Source organism: Haemophilus parainfluenzae, from assembly GCF_014931375.1.
Classification (GTDB): Bacteria; Pseudomonadota; Gammaproteobacteria; order Enterobacterales; family Pasteurellaceae; genus Haemophilus_D.
Genome location: NZ_CP063117.1, coordinates 1806581 through 1824569, shown reverse-complemented (window position 1 = coordinate 1824569; position 17989 = coordinate 1806581). Strand labels below are relative to the sequence as shown.

Below are 17989 nucleotides of genomic sequence, written 5' to 3'. Positions count from 1 at the left end.
AATGAAACTACTTACCCTGAATGTACACGCTTGGTTAGAAGCTAACCAAGCGGAAAAAATAGAGATTCTTGCGGAGACTATTATCGAAAAGGGCTATGACATCATTGCCTTACAAGAGGTTAATCAATTGATGTCGTCTCCTGCTATTTCGCCAACGTTAAAGCAAGATAACTATGGTGTCATTCTGTTAAATAAAATCAATCAACGCGTTGCACAGAAATACTCACTTGTTTGGAGCAATTCGCATATTGGTTACGATAAATATGATGAAGGCATTGCATTTTTAACGCGTTTGCCTGTTTATGATGTTGATGCGTTTTATTGTAGCCAACATCAACGTCTTGACTCGATTCTCTCGCGTAAAATCATTGGCTTGACGGTAGAATATCAAGGCCAGTTAATTGAATGTTATTCTTGTCATATCAATTTGCCAAATTGTGATGGAGAAAACCAACTTGATAATGTTCGTTATATTGTAGAGCGAAGTCAAAGTGCGAATCTTAAAATCCTGATGGGTGATTTCAATACTGATGCAATAAGCGATCAGCAAGCTTACCAGCAGATTAAATCCTTAGGCTTATTCGATACTTTTGATATGGCAGAGCAGAAGGATAGCGGTATCACTGTAGAGAAAGCGATTGACGGTTGGAAAGGCCATAGTCAAGAAAAGCGATTAGATTATATTTTTTTAAACCAAGCAAAAAGGGTTTTATCCAGTCAGGTTATTTTTAATGGCAAAAATAAACCGATTGTTTCCGACCATTTTGGCGTAGAAGTAGCTCTCATCTTGTAGGAGAATCAATATGAAAAAAATGCTCAGTTTTGAATTTTGGCAAAAATTCGGTAAGTGCCTAATGGTTGTGATTGCCGTGATGCCAGCCGCGGGTTTAATGGTGAGTATTGGTAACTCACTGCCTTTGATTAGCGATGCGGAATGGCTAGCGCTTGTCGGAAACATTATAGCCCAAATTGGTTGGGGGATTATTGGTAACCTTCATTTATTATTTGCTTTAGCGATTGGTGGTAGCTGGGCAAATGAGCGTGCGGGTGGGGCATTTGCAGCAGGCCTGGCTTTCATTTTAATTAACTTAATTACCGGTAACTTTTTCGGTGTGAAACTTGAAATGCTAGCGGATCCAAATGCACATGTAAGTACAGTATTGGCCGGTGAAATTCCTGTGGCGAATTACTTTGTGAATGTGCTTGGGCAACCTGCGTTAAATATGGGCGTGTTCGTTGGTATTATCGCCGGTTTTGTGGGGGCGACCACTTTTAACCGTTACTACAATTTCCGTAAATTACCTGAAGTACTGACGTTCTTTAATGGTAAACGTTTCGTTCCTTTCGTTGTCATTTATCGTTCTGTATTAGTGGCGATCTTCCTATCATTATTTTGGCCTTTAGTTCAAACAGGAATTAATCATTTCGGTCAATGGATTGCTAACTCACAAAACTCAGCGCCAATTTTAGCACCATTTATTTATGGTACCTTAGAACGTCTATTGCTTCCATTTGGTTTACACCACATGTTGACCATCCCAATGAACTACACTTCATTAGGCGGTACTTATGAGTTCTTAACCGGTGCACAACAAGGTAAACAAGTATTTGGTCAAGATCCACTTTGGCTTGCCTGGGTGACTGACTTAATCAACCTTAAAGATGCAGGTAATTTAACGCAATATAATGAACTTCTTTCAACTGTGACACCTGCTCGCTTCAAAGTAGGACAAATGATTGGTTCAACCGGTATTTTAATGGGCTTGACCCTCGCAATGTATATCAATGTGGATGAAGACAAGAAAAAACTCTATAAAGGGATTTTCCTTTCTTCTGCACTAGCGGTGTTCTTAACAGGTGTGACCGAACCAATCGAATACATGTTTATGTTTGTTGCATTACCGCTTTATATTGTTTATGCGTTAGTACAAGGTTGTGCTTTCGCCATGGCAGATATTGTTGACTTACGTGTGCATTCATTCGGTAACATTGAGTTCTTAACACGTACACCAATGGCGATTAAAGCCGGTATCGGTATGGATGTGATCAACTTTATTTGGGTATCAATCCTCTTTGCAGTGGCTATGTTCTTTATCGCGAACTTTATGATTAAGAAATTTAACCTTGCGACAGCAGGCCGTAATGGTAACTATGATGCTAAAGGTTCAGATGAAGCTTCTAGCAATGAACCAAAAGTGGCGGATGCTAGTGCGCAAGTTATTCAAATCATCAACTTACTTGGTGGACGTAATAATATTGCAGATGTTGATGCTTGTATGACACGTTTACGTATCACCGTACATAATCCAGAGTTAGTGGGTGATGAAGCAAGTTGGAAACAAGCAGGTGCAATGGGCTTTATCGTGAAAGGCTCTGGTATCCAAGCGATTTATGGACCAAAAGCAGATGTCTTAAAATCCGATATTCAAGACGTGCTTTCATCGGGCGTAGAAATTCCTAAAATGTAATTCTACCTAAATATCTATTTTATCCCCGCCTTGAAGGCGGGGATATTATATCAATAACTCATTTCTATATTGTTCATCTTCAATCTACCCTAAAAATCTTTTTATTTGATACTATCAACGTAGAAAAAATTTCCACAATTTTAGCTCTATAAAAAAATACCGTCCGTTATGTAACGAGCGGTATTTCTAGTGTTAGAAGGGAAGTGATCATTAAATGATTAATTGGCCGATAATACTGCGAGTTTCTTCTCGAACTTCGGTGAGTTTCACTTTCACCAAATCACCGATTTTGTAACGGCGTTCCCCTTGAATATACAGTGCTAATTCATCAGCATTCACTTGCATTTCATCTTTATTTGGATGCAACGTGGAAGCTGGTACGAACATGGATGCACCATTTTCTAATAATTGAACACGTAAACCGCCACGCATCACATCTTGCACTTCTGCATCAAATTCAGCATTTTCAGCGACTTTGTCAGCAAGATAGCGACAATATAACCAGTCTGCTATATCACGCTCAACCAAACGATTTTGGCGACGGGCTTCTTGTAAGCGAGTAAGGACTTCATCTTGTGGTTTTTCACAAGCTTGCTGTGTGAGCACGGCTTTAATTAAACGATGGTTCACCATATCGGAATATTTACGGATAGGCGATGTCCAGGTCGCATAACCTTCTAATCCAAGCCCAAAATGTGGAGCGAGTTCGGATTTAAACTCCGCAAAGGTTAAATAACGACGTAAACGGAATTCTAAATAGTCACCTTCAATTGGTTCAATATCATGACGCATTTGGCAATAACCTTTTAAGGTTGCCAAATTTTCCACTGAATAACGCTCTGCAAGCTCGGCTTGATTTTCTTCATTAGCTAAATTTGCCATTAAGAAATTATGGGCATTTTCTAAGAATTTCTTATCAAAACCAGTGTGTGTATTGAAAATACCGGTTTTAGCATGCTCCGCTAAGAATTGAGCCGCACAGATATTGGCAATAATCATGGATTCTTCCACGATTTGATTTGCAATACGACGATATTCCGCCTTAATTTCTTTCACTTTGCCATTTTCAGCGAGAATAAAGGAGTAGTCCGGTTTCTCTTTAAATAACAATGAATGGGTTTTACGCCATTGAATACGCGCTTGAGTAAATTGATGTAACCAATCAATTTGCTGGGCAATTTCAGGTGTTTCCGGTTGCCATGCATCCGGTACTTGTTCTAAATAATCTGAAATCTTGTTATAGGCTAATTTTGCTTTAGATTGTACATAAGCCGATACAAAGCGCGGTTTAGCCGTAATATTACCAGCAAGATCTGTTTCAATGTAACACACTAATGCAGGGCGAGTTTCATTTGCCATTAATGAGCATAATTCATCAGATAATTCACGTGGCAACATTGGGATGTTGAAGCCAGGCAAATAATTGGTGAAACAACGCTGTTTTGCATCTTTTTCAATTTGTGAATCTAATGCAATGTAAGCTGTGGGATCCGCAATGGCAACGATTAATCGCCAGCCGGTTTGCGTACCATTTTGCTCGATAGGTTCGATATAAAGGGCATCGTCCATATCCTGAGTACTTTCAGAGTCAATGGTGACAAAATGAAGTGCGGTCAGATCTTCACGTGTTTGTTGATCTAACATTTCATAACTTTCTGCACCTTGCACAGGATGACGAGATTGCTCATGACGTGCCAATGTCACCCACCAAGGGGCTAATTCATCATCAGCACGGCAAATAAATTGATTGATGGTGGCATAGAAAAAGCGATCATCACGTAATGGGTGCGTTTTCAAATTTGCGACAACCCAGTCGTCTTCTTGTAATTCTTCTTTGACGGATTTGGCTTGTTGCGCACCAATGGGTTGGTTGATACTTGGATGATCAACCAAAACTTGCAATTTCTTGTCTTTATTGAACCGCACTTTGGCAATAAAGCGCGTGAGCATTGGCTCAATTAATTCTTCAGGTTCAGCTTGCTCTTTATCGCCTTGCTTTTCAATGGTGGCTTTGATTTTGTCACCGTGCATCACTTTTTTCATTGCAGGTGGGGCAATAAAGTAGCTTTTTTTATCGCACTCTAAAAAACCATAAGCTTTATCTGTACTTTTTACCACGCCTTCAACGTGTTCTTTGCTATCGTGGATTTGTTGCTTAAGTTGTGCGAGTAATGGATTATCTTGGAACATAGTTATATTTAAAAAAAGAGAAAAGGCAGACTGAAAAGCCTGCCTAAAAATAGATTGTACGAAAAATTATTCTTCGCCTAATTCGCCCATTGCGGTGATGCTGAAACCTGCATCTACGTGAACGATTTCACCAGTGATACCCGATGCTAAATCAGAGCATAAGAATGCTGCTGAGTTACCCACATCTTCGATAGTAACAGTGCGGCGTAATGCTGCGGTTTTCTCAAATGCAGAAAGCATTTTCTTGAAGTTTTTAATACCTGATGCCGCTAAAGTACGGATTGGACCTGCAGAGATCGCATTCACACGAATACCTTCTTTACCTAAGTCAGCTGCCATTACGCGAGTTGCTGCTTCAAGAGACGCTTTCGCTAAACACATGACGTTGTAGTTAGGAATTGCGCGCTCTGCACCTAAGTAAGAAAGGGTTAATAACGCTGCATTTGGATTTAAGTAAGGACGTGCCGCTTGTGCCATTGCAACAAAGCTGAATGCACTGATGTCGTGAGCGATACGGTAGCCTTCACGAGTTGCGGCGTTTACGTAATCACCATCTAATTGATCGCCTGGTGCAAATGCGATAGCGTGCACGAAACCATCAAATTTTTCCCAGCGTTTGCTTAATTCTGCAAAGCAGTTTTGGATGCTTTCATCGGTCGCTACGTCTAAAGGAAGGACGATGTCAGAACCGAATTCTTTTGCAAATTCTTCTACGCGCGGTTGTAATTTATCGTTTAAATAAGTGAAAGCAAGTTCAGCACCTTGTTCTTTCATTGCCTTTGCGATCCCGTAAGCCATAGAACGGTTGCTTGCAAGACCTGTTACTAAAATACGTTTACCAGTTAAGAAACCCATATTTTTTCCTATGTTTGAGTTAAAAAAATCGACGAGATTATACTTGTTTTGTGTGCTTTTGGCAATCAATCACACTTTGTACCAGTTAGGCGGGATTATCAATATCTTTAAATTCTACATCCAAGTCATATTCAGCCGCTAGCCATTCACCTAATGCCTTAATGCCGTAGCGTTCTGTTGCATGGTGACCAGCCGCAAAGAAATGAATACCTTGCTCACGAGCAGAGTGAATTGTTTGCTCCGAAACCTCACCGGTAATAAAAGCATCACAGCCTTGTGTTGCAGCTAAATCAATATAGCCTTGTCCGCCACCGGTACAAATGCCAATTTTACGGATTAAGTGCGGTCCATTTTCGATGCAAATTAGAGGTTTACGTTGAAGTACTTGTTCAATACGTTGAGCAAATTCTTCAGCGGAAACAGGATCTTTTAACGTTCCCCAAACAGGAATGCTGGTTGAGCTATTTTCTAAAGGTTGGAGATCGCTAATCCCTAATAACTGAGCAAGTTTTGCGTTGTTGCCTAATTCCGGGTGAACATCCAAAGGTAAGTGGTAGCCGTATAAATTAATATCATTTACAAGTAAGGTTTTGATGCGTTTGCCTTTCATGCCGCGAATACATGGATTTTCACTTTTCCAAAAATAGCCATGGTGGACAAGTACCGCATCAGCTTGTTGTGCAACGGCATAATCAATTAGTGCTTGGCTTGCGGTGACACCCGTGATGATCTTTTTGATCTCCGCTTTGCCTTCTACTTGCAAACCGTTAGGTGCATAATCGTTAATTCTGTCTGTGCTAAGTTTTTCGTTGAGTAAACGTTCAAGTTCTAGATTGTTCATGATTTCTAAGAAAAAAGAAAAAGGTGAGATATGGTAAGAGATTTCAAAAAAAATGGCTAGTGCAAAAGGAGTGGGGGGGAATGCACTAGCCAGTAGAGTGTCTGTCATAACACAAGTTTACTATCTAAAACGAGATTCATTATATATTTAATTATATAAAGATCAAGAAAAAAATAAGGAAAATTTTCCTTATTTTTCGATATGTCGTTTTGTCTTTAAAAACAAATGAAAAATCAACCGCACTTACGAATACAAACTTGGTTCATCTTCCGTTGGACGCGTTTTAAATCGGCGGTGTAGCCACATGTATTGTTCCACACCTTTTAAGATTTCTTTTTCCACGACTTTATTCATTCTTGCAGCAATTGCAGTTTCATCTGAAAGATCAGAAAAATCCACAGGTGGAGAAATACTGACCGTATAGCCTGAACCATCTTTATTACGTAATGGGGCAAAAGGCACGACTTTGCAATTTGGCGCAGATTTAAGTAGATAGTAACTGCCCGTCGTGGTAGCCGCTTCTTTTACAGCAAAAAAAGGCACAAATACGGCATTTTTTCGTCCGTAATCATGATCAGGCGCATACCAAATAGTTTCACCTTTGCGTAAGGCTTTGAGCATACCACGCAGATCTTTTCGGTTCAGCATATCTTTGTTTGAACGTAAACGACCTTTAATTTGCAACCAATCCAGTACAGGATTGTCATTGGGACGATAAACGCCTACGCCAGGATGATGTAATCCCACAATACGCGCGCCTAATTCAAGCGTAAGAAAATGGACACCAACAAAGATAATGCCGTCTTGGGCATTTTCTTTTAAATAATTTAATCCTTCAATTTTTGACCATTTTTTAATGCGCGCATCAGACCAAAACCATGCCATGCCGGTTTCAATAATTGCCATTCCAACAGCACGTAAGTTTTCTTGCAAAATGGCTTCACGTTCTTGAACGGGCATTTCAGGGAAGCAGAGCTCAAGATTTCGACGGGCAATCGCCGCACGACGTTTTCCCACTTTTAATTTTGAGAAAAGCCAGCCTAAGCCATTGCCGATATGACGTAGAATTGGATAGGGAAGTAACAAAAGGCTTCGCCAAATCGCCACACCAAGCCAAAATCCCCAGTATTTAGGGGCTAGAAAGTACGGTTGAAATTGAGGGAGTTTTTCGTTTTTCATAATTCTTTTCTGGTTAGTTCGGCGTGTAGTTTATCGCAAATTTGAGTTGTGGTAAAATTGCGCCAAATTTTTATTATTCCAACAGAGAGATTTCAAAATGGCTCAATATTCTGCCAATTTTAATCAAGCAAAAGTATTAGTGTTAGGCGATGTCATGCTTGACCGTTACTGGTTTGGTGCAACTAATCGTATTTCACCGGAAGCACCGGTTCCTGTGGTTAGAGTACAAGATAATGAAGAGCGTGCAGGTGGTGCAGCAAACGTGGCGATGAATATTGCTTCTCTTAATGTCCCTGTGCAAATTTTAGGTTTAATTGGTCAAGATGAAACAGGCACAGCCTTAACCAATTTATTACAACATCAAAAAATTGATTGTAATTTTGTGGCATTGGATACTCACCCAACTATTACGAAATTACGCATTTTGTCTCGTCACCAACAATTACTTCGTTTGGATTTTGAAGAAGATTTCCAAAATGTGGAATGTCATGAGTTGCTTGCGAAATTAGAAGCCGAAGTGAAAAACTTTGGTGCGTTAGTGCTTTCTGATTATGGTAAAGGCACGTTAAAAGATGTGCAAAAAATGATTCAAATTGCACGCAAAGCAAACGTACCAGTCTTGATCGATCCAAAAGGCACAGATTTTGAGCGTTATCGTGGTGCGACTTTACTGACGCCAAATATGTCAGAGTTTGAAGCGGTGGTAGGTAAATGCAGTTCTGAAGAAGAAATCATTGAGAAAGGTTTAAAATTAATTTCAGACATCGAATTGACCGCACTTTTAGTGACGCGCTCAGAAAAAGGCATGACATTACTTCGTCCAAATCAAGAGCCGTTCCATTTGCCAACCGTTGCCAAAGAAGTATTCGATGTAACAGGTGCGGGTGATACAGTAATCAGTGTCTTAGCTACTGCACTTGCAGATGGTCGTTCTTTTGAAGAATCTTGCTATTTAGCCAATGTGGCGGCAGGTATTGTGGTCGGTAAATTGGGTACATCAACGGTTTCTACTGTGGAGTTAGAGAATGCGATCCATGGTCGTTCTGAAACCGGCTTCGGTATTATGTCAGAAAGCCAATTAAAAATGGCGGTCGATCATGCTAAAGCTCGCGGTGAGAAAATCGTGATGACAAACGGTTGTTTCGATATTCTTCATCCAGGACATGTGTCTTACTTAGAAAATGCTCGCAAACTTGGCGATCGTTTAATTGTTGCGGTGAATACGGATGATTCAGTCAAACGCTTAAAAGGTGAAAGTCGTCCAATTAACAATCTGAATGCACGTATGGCTGTATTGGCAGGCTTAGCGTCAGTGGATTGGGTGGTTTCTTTTGATGAAGATACGCCGCAACGTTTAATCGGTGAGATTTTACCGGATTTATTAGTAAAAGGTGGCGATTACAAACCTGAAGAGATTGCAGGCAGCAAAGAAGTGTGGGCGAATGGTGGCGATGTTCGAGTATTGAATTTCGAAAATGGCTGCTCAACCACTAACGTAATTGAGAAAATCAAAGCGCTGAAAGATTAATTTATTAAGGAATGAGTAGAATAAAGCTTGCCTTTATCCTGCTCAATCGTTAAAATTCAGGCTCCTTGTCATCGCTGAGTTAGAGATCGGCGAATGATGTATTAATAACACTACCTTTTAGGAGTAAAAAATGTCTCTAAGTACTGAAAAAAAAGCAGCAATCGTTGCTGAATTTGGTCGCGATGCGAAAGATACTGGTTCTTCTGAAGTTCAAATCGCATTATTAACTGCACAAATCAACCACTTACAAGCTCACTTCGCTGAGCACAAAAAAGACCACCATGGTCGTCGTGGTTTATTACGTATGGTTTCTCGTCGTCGTAAACTTTTAGACTACTTAAAACGTACTGATCTTGCTTTATACCAAAGCACTATCGCTCGTTTAGGTTTACGTCGCTAATTTTTATTACGATAGTAAAATAAAAGCCTTCGGATTACCGAGGGCTTTTTTATTTTCTGCATATTGGAAGATAAAAAAACGGCCAAAAATTTGACCGCTCTTTTTTTAGTTATTAGTTCGCAATGCCTTTATGACGAAGCAATGCGTCTAATTGAGGTTCACGTCCACGGAAGCGTTTGAATAAGACCATTGGTTCTTCAGAGCCGCCGCGAGTGAGAATTTCATCCAAGAAAGATTTACCGGTAACTGGATTGAAAATTCCTTCTTCTTCAAAGCGAGAGAAGGCATCTGCAGATAACACTTCAGCCCATAAGTAGCTGTAATAACCGGCTGCGTAACCGCCAGCAAAGATATGGCTAAAGCTATGTGGTGTTCTTGCCCATTCAACGCCTTTAATTACGGCCACTTTATCTTTCACTGCTTTTAAGGTATCAAGTACTTGATTAGCTTTGCCTGGTTCAAAAGTATGATGAAGGGTAAAATCAAACAAGCCAAATTCAAGTTGACGTAACACAAACATTGCCGCTTGGTAGTTTTTCGCTTTTAAAAGTTGATTTAATTTCTCTTCTGGTAACGGTTCGTGCGTTTCAAAGTGACCCGAAATAAAATCAAGGGCTTCTTTTTCCCAGCACCAGTTTTCCATAAATTGACTTGGAAGCTCTACCGCATCCCAAGGTACACCATTGATACCGGCAACATCGGGCACATCAACTTTAGTGAGCATATGGTGAATGCCGTGACCAAACTCGTGGAAGAGAGTCGTGACTTCATCATGGGTGAATAGTGCAGGTTTATCACCAATAGGTGCATTGAAGTTACAGGTTAAATAGGCAACAGGTTTTTGAATTGAACCGTCAGCATTACGTTTTCTGCCGATACAATCATCCATCCATGCGCCGCCACGTTTATTTTCGCGCGCATAAAGATCGAGATAGAAACTGCCACGTACTTCTCCCGTTTCATCAATTAAATCAAAGAAACGCACATCTTTATGCCAAGTATCGACGCCAAAACGTTCAACTGCACGAATATTAAAAATACGTTTAATTAATTCAAATAAGCCCGAAATAACGCGATCTTCAGGGAAATAAGGACGAAGTTCTTCATCATTGATCGCATATAAATGTTGTTTTTGTTTTTCAGAGTAGAAACTGATATCCCAAGGGGCAAGTTCCGTTATACCAAATTCTTTTTCACAATAAGCTTTGAGTTCCGCTAATTCTTTCTCGCCTTGTGCTTTTGAACGATCCGCAAGATTATTTAAGAAATCTAACACTTGTTGTGGATTTTCTGCCATTTTGGTCGCAAGTGAGCGTTCAGTATAGGTATTGAAACCTAATAGTTTGGCTAGTTCTACGCGTAACGTCATGATTTCTTCAATGATCGCTGTGTTATCCCATTTGCCTGCGTTTGGACCTTGATCAGAAGCGCGAGTCGCATAAGCACGATACATTTCTTCGCGTAATGCTGCATTTTCACAATAGGTCATGATAGGCAAATAACTTGGGATTTCCAACGTAAAGCGATAGCCTTTTAAGCCTTTGCTTTCAGCAGATTGTCTTGCTGCAAGTAATGCAGATTCAGGAAGACCCGCTAATTGGCTTTCATCTTCAATAACCTTTTCCCAACCCATGGTGGCATCGAGTACATTATTGCTAAATTGTGCACTTAATTCTGATAAACGTGCCACAATCTCACCATAACGCTTTTGTTTTTCTTCGGACAAACCAATACCTGAAAGCTCAAAATCACGCAGTGCATTTTCAATGGCTTTCTTTTGTGCTACTGAATAAGTGGCAAATTCAGGACTATTTTTTAAGGCTAAATAAGCGTTGTATAAGCCTTTGTGTTGGCCTACCCAGGTACTGTATTCAGAGAGTAGTGGTAAGCAGGCTTGATACGCATCACGTAATTCAGGGCTATTTTTCACGGAATTTAAATGAGAGATTGGTGACCAAGCGCGGCTTAGGCGTTCGCCTGCTTCAGAAAGCGGTTCAATAAAGTTTTCCCAAGTAAAGTGCGGTTGTTTTAAAACTTGTTCAATGGCTTGACGATTTTCTTCGATGAGTTCTTGGATTGCCGGTTGAATATGTTCTGGTTTGATTTGAGAAAACGGCGGTAAGCCTTCAATATGAAGTAATGGATTAGACATAAATATTCCTTTTGCTAACAGTTTCTTTAGTAAGTTGCGACAAATTCTATAATATCAAGGTTGAAAAATCTAAAAAATCAGTAATAATTGCGTATTACTTTTATTTAGGAATAATAATGAACGGCGTGTTATTGTTTTCTGGCTTAATCACTTTTTCGATTATAGTCGGTTTTGTTGCACTTAAATTTTTTCCAAAAAATCCTTTAATTAAAGCCATTTATATTATACTAGGCTGTATTTCTTTGGTTTTAGGCGTGATTGGTGTTTTTCTACCATTTCTGCCGACCACACCTTTTTTATTACTCACGCTTTATTCGTTTGCGCAAGGTTCTTCTCGTTTAGAACGTTGGTTCTTGGAGACGAAACTTTATCAAAAATACCTAAAATCCTTTAATGAGCGACGTTCATTAACGAAAAAAACAAAAATCTCTATTTTAACCTTTTCAACCACGATGCTTTTAATTGGTTTTTATTTTACTCCAAGTGTTGTGGGACGAACGATCATTGCGATTTTAATTGCGGTAAAATATTGGTTCTTTTTCTTTTGGATTAAAACAGAAGACGTTGAAAATGGATAATGCTTTCCTTACTTGGCTTAAAAGTGCGGTCATTTTAGGTGTCGTTTTGGGATTAAGCGGTTGTGACAAATTAAATAGCCCGAAATCTACAAATACGGTATCAGAAGAGCAACCAACACAAAGCCAGTCTATTGAACAAGAAAATACTTCAAAACCGAGTAGAACTTTACTGACTCGGGCGTTTACTCATTCTCCTTCTTTTGAGCCTTGGTTTGTGCGTTATCCTGAACAAGAAAACTTATTGCGCGATTTATATGAAGGCTTAACCGCTTATGATCAGGAAGGACGAATCGTGCCAGGTATCGCAGAAAGTTGGCAAACAAAAGACAACAAAACTTGGCTCTTTACCTTACGTGAAGGGCTTCGTTGGTCAAACGGTGAACCTTTAGTCGCTCAAGATGTGATGCTTTCTTGGCAAGCACTGTCTCAATCCAATAGTCCATTAAGATCTTATTTGGCTTATCTTAATCTAAAAAATGCGAAAGGCGTTTTAGAAAAAAATAAACCTTTTAAGAGTTTAGGCATTTATGCGGAAAATGACCGCACTTTACGCATTGAGCTTGATAAACCAACACCGTATTTGCCGGAAATGTTGGCGCATATTAGCCTCGTGCCACAATATAGCGATCCTGATTCCCCTGTGACTAATGGGGCTTATATGATCGAAAGTGAAAGTGTGAGAAGCATACACTTAGCGAAAAATCCCTATTATTGGCAGAAAAATAATGTTGCTTTTGAACGCGTAGCTTATCTACCTTTTGTTGCGCCTAAATTGGCTGAATTTGATGTGGTGGTTGATGTGCCTGAAGTTCATTCAGATCTTCAGCATTTTCCGAAGCTTTGTGAGTATTTTTATGAATTTAATTTAAACGATCCTAAACTTGCTAAGGCAGATGTGCGTAAGGCGATCGCTTCGTTGGTTTCGGTTACAAATATTGTGAATAATGAGATTCCAGCGGCAATTCCAAGTTCTTATTTTTTACCGAAAGCTATGCTAAATGGACAAGATTCAAGATGGGAGCCCGTTGTTGCCGAGCAGTTATTGGCTCAAAATAAAATTGATGAAAGACATCCGCTACATTTAAATGTGCTCTATGATGATGCACCCTTGCATGTGAATATCGCGCAACGTGTAGTAGGGCAATTAACGCAGTCCGATATGTTGCGCGTGGATGCCCAACCCGTCAATTGGCAAACATTACAAATGAAACGCCAAAAGGGTGATTTCCAAGTCATTCGTTCTGGCTGGTGTGCAGACTTTAATCATCCTATGGCATTTTTAGGCTTGTTCTATTCTAAAAGTCCCGATAATAAAAATGGCTATGCTAATGCAGAATACGATCAACTTTTTGAGCAAGCACTGAGAAGCTTAAATGAAAAAGAGCGGTCAGAAATTTACTTAAAATTAAGTGAGAAGATCCAACAGGAAAACCTTGCTTTACCGCTTTTCCAATACACTACACCGGTTTATATTTCTCCAACTATTATGGGGGCGAAGAAAAATCCAGTGGGCGTCATTTACAGTAAGGATCTATGGCGAAAAGTTGAAAGCTAAAGCTGATTAAGAAAGTTGTTCATGATTTGGTGAACAACTTTTTTATTAAATTTTATAAAAAGCGTAGAGTAACACTGTTTACTTTTTATTTTTATGCGATACAATACACAACAAATCAACCTAGAGGGAAATCCTTATGTTAAAAATGAATGATTTGGTTAAGCTTAGTCAGACACCAAAATCCACGGTGCTGTACTATGTGAAAGAAGGTTTGTTGCCTGAGCCGGTGAAAGATAAACCGAATTTTCATCTCTATGATGAACATTGTGTGAAGTTACTCAGCTTTATTAAATATCTACAAAGCAATTTCAATGCGACGATTTCACAAATTAAAGCACTTTTTGCACATCCTCATTTTGATTGGAATAATCCTTATGAAAGTCTTATTGGATTATTAGACATCATCATGGGCGCTGAAAATGAAGTATTTTCAGTGGAGCAACTCTCTGCAGAATTTCATCTTTCTACTCAGCAAATCGAAGAGATGGTAGCGGAAGGATTATTGAATCCTCGTGAAGGCATTTTTACAGCAAAAGAACGTGATATTTTGGCGATCTTAGCTCGTTGTGATGAAGCCGAAATGGATGTAGTGAAAGCTTATTTAGCTGCAGCAAAAATGTTAGCAGAAAAAGAGGTGAATGTGACTTTAGCGGCATTAGCCAATAGTGAACAAAAAGATGAAAAATTAAAACATTTATTTGATTTATTATTGGTGTTAAAACCTTATCTCTTGAATATGAAAACCTTCAATCTTTATCAAGCGGAGAGTGCGAAATGAAACTCTTAAAATATGCTGGCTTTGTGCCTTATTTAGCCATTGCCTTTATTAATGCCAGTGTGGATTTGGCACATAAAATTACCATTCAAAATGTATTACTGAAAAGCTTTTCAGGTGAGAGTTTGGTGGTTTTAACGGCATTAATTAATGCCATGATTTTATTGCCGTTTATTTTCTTATTTTCCCCTTCGGCATTTATTAACGATAAATTTTCTCGCACCAATGTGATTCGTTATAGCAGTTTAGCGGCTGTGGTGATCAGTGCTGGGATTTTATTGAGTTATATGACGGGAATGTTTGCTATTTCCTTTGTATTGACATTGATTTTGGCAGCGCAAAGTGCGGTCTATTCTCCAGCCAAATATAGCATTATTAAATCAATTGTGGGCACTGAGAATATCGGTATGGCAAACGGTGTGATTCAAGCGCTCACCATTGTGGCCATTCTATTTAGTTCTTTTGCCTTTTCTTTCTTCTTTGAAGCGCATTATGTGGCATCAGATGATCCGAATGAAGTATTACAAAGTGTTTGGGTGATAGGTGTAGCATTAGTATTATTGAGTGCACTAGAAGCCTATTTTGCGTTTAAAATCCCATTCTTTAAGCAAGAAGCTGAGAATACAGATGGTCAGTTTGATATGAGAAAATACCTTTCTTTAGGGTATTTAAAAGATAACGTTCGCACATTAAAAGCAGATCAAAATATTTGGTTGAGTGTCATTGGATTAAGTCTCTTTTGGGGTGTGTCACAAATTATTGTGGCAGCGTTCCCTGCACATTATAAAGCGATGTTCAATGAAGATAATGCTGTTGTCATTCAAGCGATTCTTGCGGTGAGTGGAATAGGGCTTGCGCTTGGTTCATATCTTGCAGGACGTGCTTCTCGTTTGCATATTGAGTTAGGTATTGTTCCGCTTGGTGCGTTGGGTATTTGTGTGTCGTTATTCTTCTTAACCCTAGCTCAAAGTGGAGTAGTATTAGCACTTTGTTCTTTTGTTTTTGGTTTCTCTGGCGGTTTATTGATCGTGCCATTGAATGCAACTATTCAGTATTTCGCACCTGAGAAAATCAGCGGCAAAATTATGGCGGGTAACAACTTTGTGCAAAACGTGTTCATGGTGGTCTTTTTGCTATTAAGCATTGTTTTTGTACAACTTAATGTTTCGACTCAAGGTTTATTCTTAGTGACTTCTGCTGCATGTTTTGCTGCAAGTTTATATACCATGTCGAAAGTACCCCATTTATTTACGCGTTTATTCTTACTCTTTGCGTTAAAAGCAAATTACCGTTTTCATGTGGAGGGGTTAAAAAATCTTCCACAAAGTGGTGGCGTGTTGTTATTAGGTAACCATATTAGCTGGATTGACTGGTTAGTATTACAAGCGGCTAGCCCTCGTGCGATTAAATTTGTGATGTATCGTCCGATTTACAACAAATGGTATCTCACTTGGTTCTTCCGTATTTTCAAAGTGATCCCAATTGGTGGAGGCTCAAGTCGTGAATCTATTGAAAACATTCGTGAATATTTAGCACGTGGTGAAGTGGTGGCTTTATTCCCTGAAGGCCATATCAGCTATAACGGTCAAATCAATGAGTTCCAAAAAGGCTTTGAGCACGTATTAAAAGATTTAGAGAATGTGAAGACTGTACCTTTCTATTTACGTGGATTATGGGGAAGCAGCTTCTCTCGTGCGGATTCTTTCTATAAGAATTTAACTAAACGCCAAGGTAAACGTGAAATTTTAGTAGCATTTGGTAAACCCATTCATGGCTTTATTGATGCGACAGCGATGAAGCAAAAAGTGCTCGAACTTTCTTTCTCCGTATGGGAAAAAGTCATGAGTAAACGTAAACCGCTAATGCATCATTGGTTGAATTCGGCAAAATCAAATTTATTCAAAGAAGCCGCGGTGGATGCGCAAGGCACTAAACTGAATAACTTGAAATTTATTGCTGCAGTATTGATGTTTGTGAAAACCTTGAAAGTCGCTTTAGGGAATGAAAAAAATGTCGGTGTGTTATTACCAAGTTCATCAATCGGGGCAATTATCAATATGACCTTAATGGTGATGGGCAAAGTACCAGTAAATTTAAACTATACGCTAAGCCCTGAAGTGATGGAAAAAGCGTTGAAAAAAGCCAACATTTCGCAAGTCATTACCTCTGAAAAATTCTTGGATAAGTTGAACGCAAAAGGTTTTGACTTTAGCCAAGTGGTGGCTGATAAAGCCCTCTTTATGGAAAATTTAGGAAAATCGATTACTAAAGTGAATAAAGTGCGGTCATTTTTAACGGCGTTTTTAGCGCCACAATGGTGGATTAAATTACGTTACTTTGCAGACGTAAGCTTGGAAGATAATGCAACCATCTTATTCAGTAGTGGTAGTGAAGGTGATCCGAAAGGCATTGAATTAAGCCATAAAAATTTACTGACGAACATTAAACAGATCGGTGAATTATTAAATTTCCATAAAGATGATGTGATTTTGAATTCCTTACCAATTTTCCACTCATTTGGCTTAACCGTGACAACCTTATTGCCATTGTGTGAAGGGATTAAAATGGTGAGTGTGGCGGACCCAACAGATGGGGCGACAGTCGGAAAAATGTGTGCTCGACATCGGGTGAGTATTTTATTTGGTACTTCAACTTTCTTTAGATTGTATGTACGCAATAAGAAATTCCATCCGTTAATGCTACAAAACGTGCGTATGGTTATTGCGGGTGCCGAAAAATTGAAAGCAGATGTGAAAGAAGCCTTCAAACTTAAATTTGGCTTGGAAATTTACGAAGGTTATGGGGCGACTGAAACAGCACCGGTAGCTAGTGTCAATATGCCTAATTTACTTGATCCGGAAACCTTACAAGAATTTACCTTCAATCAAGCTGGTACGGTAGGTATGCCATTACCGGGCACCATTATCAAAATTGTGGATCCGGAAAGCTTGCAGGAATTACCAGTCGGCGAAGACGGTTTGATCTTGATTGGTGGTGGACAAGTCATGAAAGGTTATTTGGATGCCCCTGAAAAAACAGCAGAAGTGATTGTTGAAATTGATGGTGTACGTTATTACAAAACCGGCGATAAAGGCCATATCGATCATAACGGATTTATTACCATTGTGGATCGTTATTCTCGATTTGCTAAAGTCGGCGGCGAAATGATCAGCCTCGGCAGCGTGGAAGAGAAACTTTCACAAGTATTTGATGAAGAAACTCAATTTGTTGCCGTTGCCTTGAGCGATGATAAAAAAGGCGAGAGCATTGTACTTTTAATTAAGTCTGCATTTTCTTTAGATGAAATCAATGAACGCATTAAAGGATTAAATGTTCCGCCGATTATGCTACCAAGCCAAGTCTTCTTAGTGGATGAAATTCCGATGCTCGGAAGTGGTAAAGTGGATTTCAAAGGTGCGAAGAATCTGGCGATGAGTTTGGTTAAGTAAAGAAAATCGTAATAAATAA

General features: G+C 39.3%; 13 protein-coding genes. 8 read left to right on the top strand and 5 right to left on the bottom strand.

Annotated features, from left to right (window positions below):
- Nucleotide 1: 1 nt before the first annotated feature.
- Together INP95_RS08795 and INP95_RS08790 are read left to right on the top strand one after the other, a co-directional pair.
- Nucleotides 2-793 (top strand): endonuclease/exonuclease/phosphatase family protein, encoded by a 792-nt coding sequence (locus INP95_RS08795; protein WP_197560559.1) that lies wholly within the window; start codon nt 2-4, stop codon nt 791-793.
- 10 nt (nt 794-803) lie between these two features.
- Nucleotides 804-2468: a PTS transporter subunit IIBC gene (locus INP95_RS08790; protein WP_197560558.1), complete on the top strand. Its 1665-nt coding sequence runs from the start codon at nt 804-806 to the stop codon at nt 2466-2468.
- A 210-nt stretch (nt 2469-2678) separates the two neighbouring features.
- On the opposite strand, the gene rnb is transcribed toward INP95_RS08790, so the two are convergent.
- From rnb to INP95_RS08770, 4 genes are all read right to left on the bottom strand, one after another.
- Nucleotides 2679-4658 (bottom strand): exoribonuclease II, encoded by a 1980-nt coding sequence (gene rnb, locus INP95_RS08785; protein ID WP_197560556.1) that lies wholly within the window; start codon nt 4656-4658, stop codon nt 2679-2681.
- A 66-nt stretch (nt 4659-4724) separates the two neighbouring features.
- Entirely contained in the window at nt 4725-5513 is a 789-nt protein-coding gene (locus INP95_RS08780; RefSeq protein ID WP_197560554.1) for an SDR family oxidoreductase, read from the bottom strand.
- A gap of 85 nt (nt 5514-5598) precedes the next feature.
- Complete coding sequence (locus INP95_RS08775) at nt 5599-6354, bottom strand: Nif3-like dinuclear metal center hexameric protein (protein WP_197560552.1); 756 nt, start codon at nt 6352-6354, stop codon at nt 5599-5601.
- Between the two features lie 243 nt (nt 6355-6597).
- Nucleotides 6598-7533, bottom strand: coding sequence for a Kdo(2)-lipid IV(A) acyltransferase (locus INP95_RS08770; RefSeq protein WP_049374554.1), 936 nt, complete (start codon nt 7531-7533; stop codon nt 6598-6600).
- Between the two features lie 97 nt (nt 7534-7630).
- Here INP95_RS08770 and hldE point away from each other — a divergent pair, with 97 nt between their 5' ends.
- On the top strand, nt 7631-9061 hold the full coding sequence (hldE, locus tag INP95_RS08765) for a bifunctional D-glycero-beta-D-manno-heptose-7-phosphate kinase/D-glycero-beta-D-manno-heptose 1-phosphate adenylyltransferase HldE (RefSeq protein WP_197560551.1): 1431 nt from the start codon (nt 7631-7633) through the stop codon (nt 9059-9061).
- Between the two features lie 130 nt (nt 9062-9191).
- The gene (gene rpsO / locus INP95_RS08760; protein ID WP_005628925.1) at nt 9192-9461 is read left to right on the top strand and encodes a 30S ribosomal protein S15; all 270 of its coding nucleotides are present in this window, start codon (nt 9192-9194) and stop codon (nt 9459-9461) included.
- 112 nt (nt 9462-9573) lie between these two features.
- On the opposite strand, the gene prlC is transcribed toward rpsO, so the two are convergent.
- A complete protein-coding gene (gene prlC, locus INP95_RS08755) occupies nt 9574-11613 on the bottom strand; it encodes an oligopeptidase A (RefSeq protein WP_049384099.1) in 2040 nt (679 codons plus the stop codon).
- Between the two features lie 206 nt (nt 11614-11819).
- Between prlC and INP95_RS08750 the strand changes: the two genes are divergently transcribed.
- The 4 genes from INP95_RS08750 to INP95_RS08735 all read left to right on the top strand — a co-directional run bounded on the left by INP95_RS08750 (nt 11820) and on the right by INP95_RS08735 (nt 17970).
- Nucleotides 11820-12191, top strand: coding sequence for a YbaN family protein (locus tag INP95_RS08750; protein WP_041918331.1), 372 nt, complete (start codon nt 11820-11822; stop codon nt 12189-12191).
- Nucleotides 12184-13746, top strand: a complete 1563-nt coding sequence (locus INP95_RS08745; RefSeq protein WP_197560550.1) for a peptide ABC transporter substrate-binding protein — start codon at nt 12184-12186, stop codon at nt 13744-13746. Before INP95_RS08750 ends, INP95_RS08745 begins: the two co-directional genes overlap by 8 nt.
- Nucleotides 13747-13882: 136 nt before the next feature.
- Nucleotides 13883-14524 (top strand): MerR family transcriptional regulator, encoded by a 642-nt coding sequence (locus INP95_RS08740; RefSeq protein ID WP_014065589.1) that lies wholly within the window; start codon nt 13883-13885, stop codon nt 14522-14524.
- Entirely contained in the window at nt 14521-17970 is a 3450-nt protein-coding gene (locus tag INP95_RS08735; RefSeq protein WP_197560549.1) for an acyl-[ACP]--phospholipid O-acyltransferase, read from the top strand. The genes INP95_RS08740 and INP95_RS08735 overlap by 4 nt, the downstream gene beginning before the upstream one ends.
- The last annotated feature ends 19 nt before the right edge of the window (nt 17971-17989 follow it).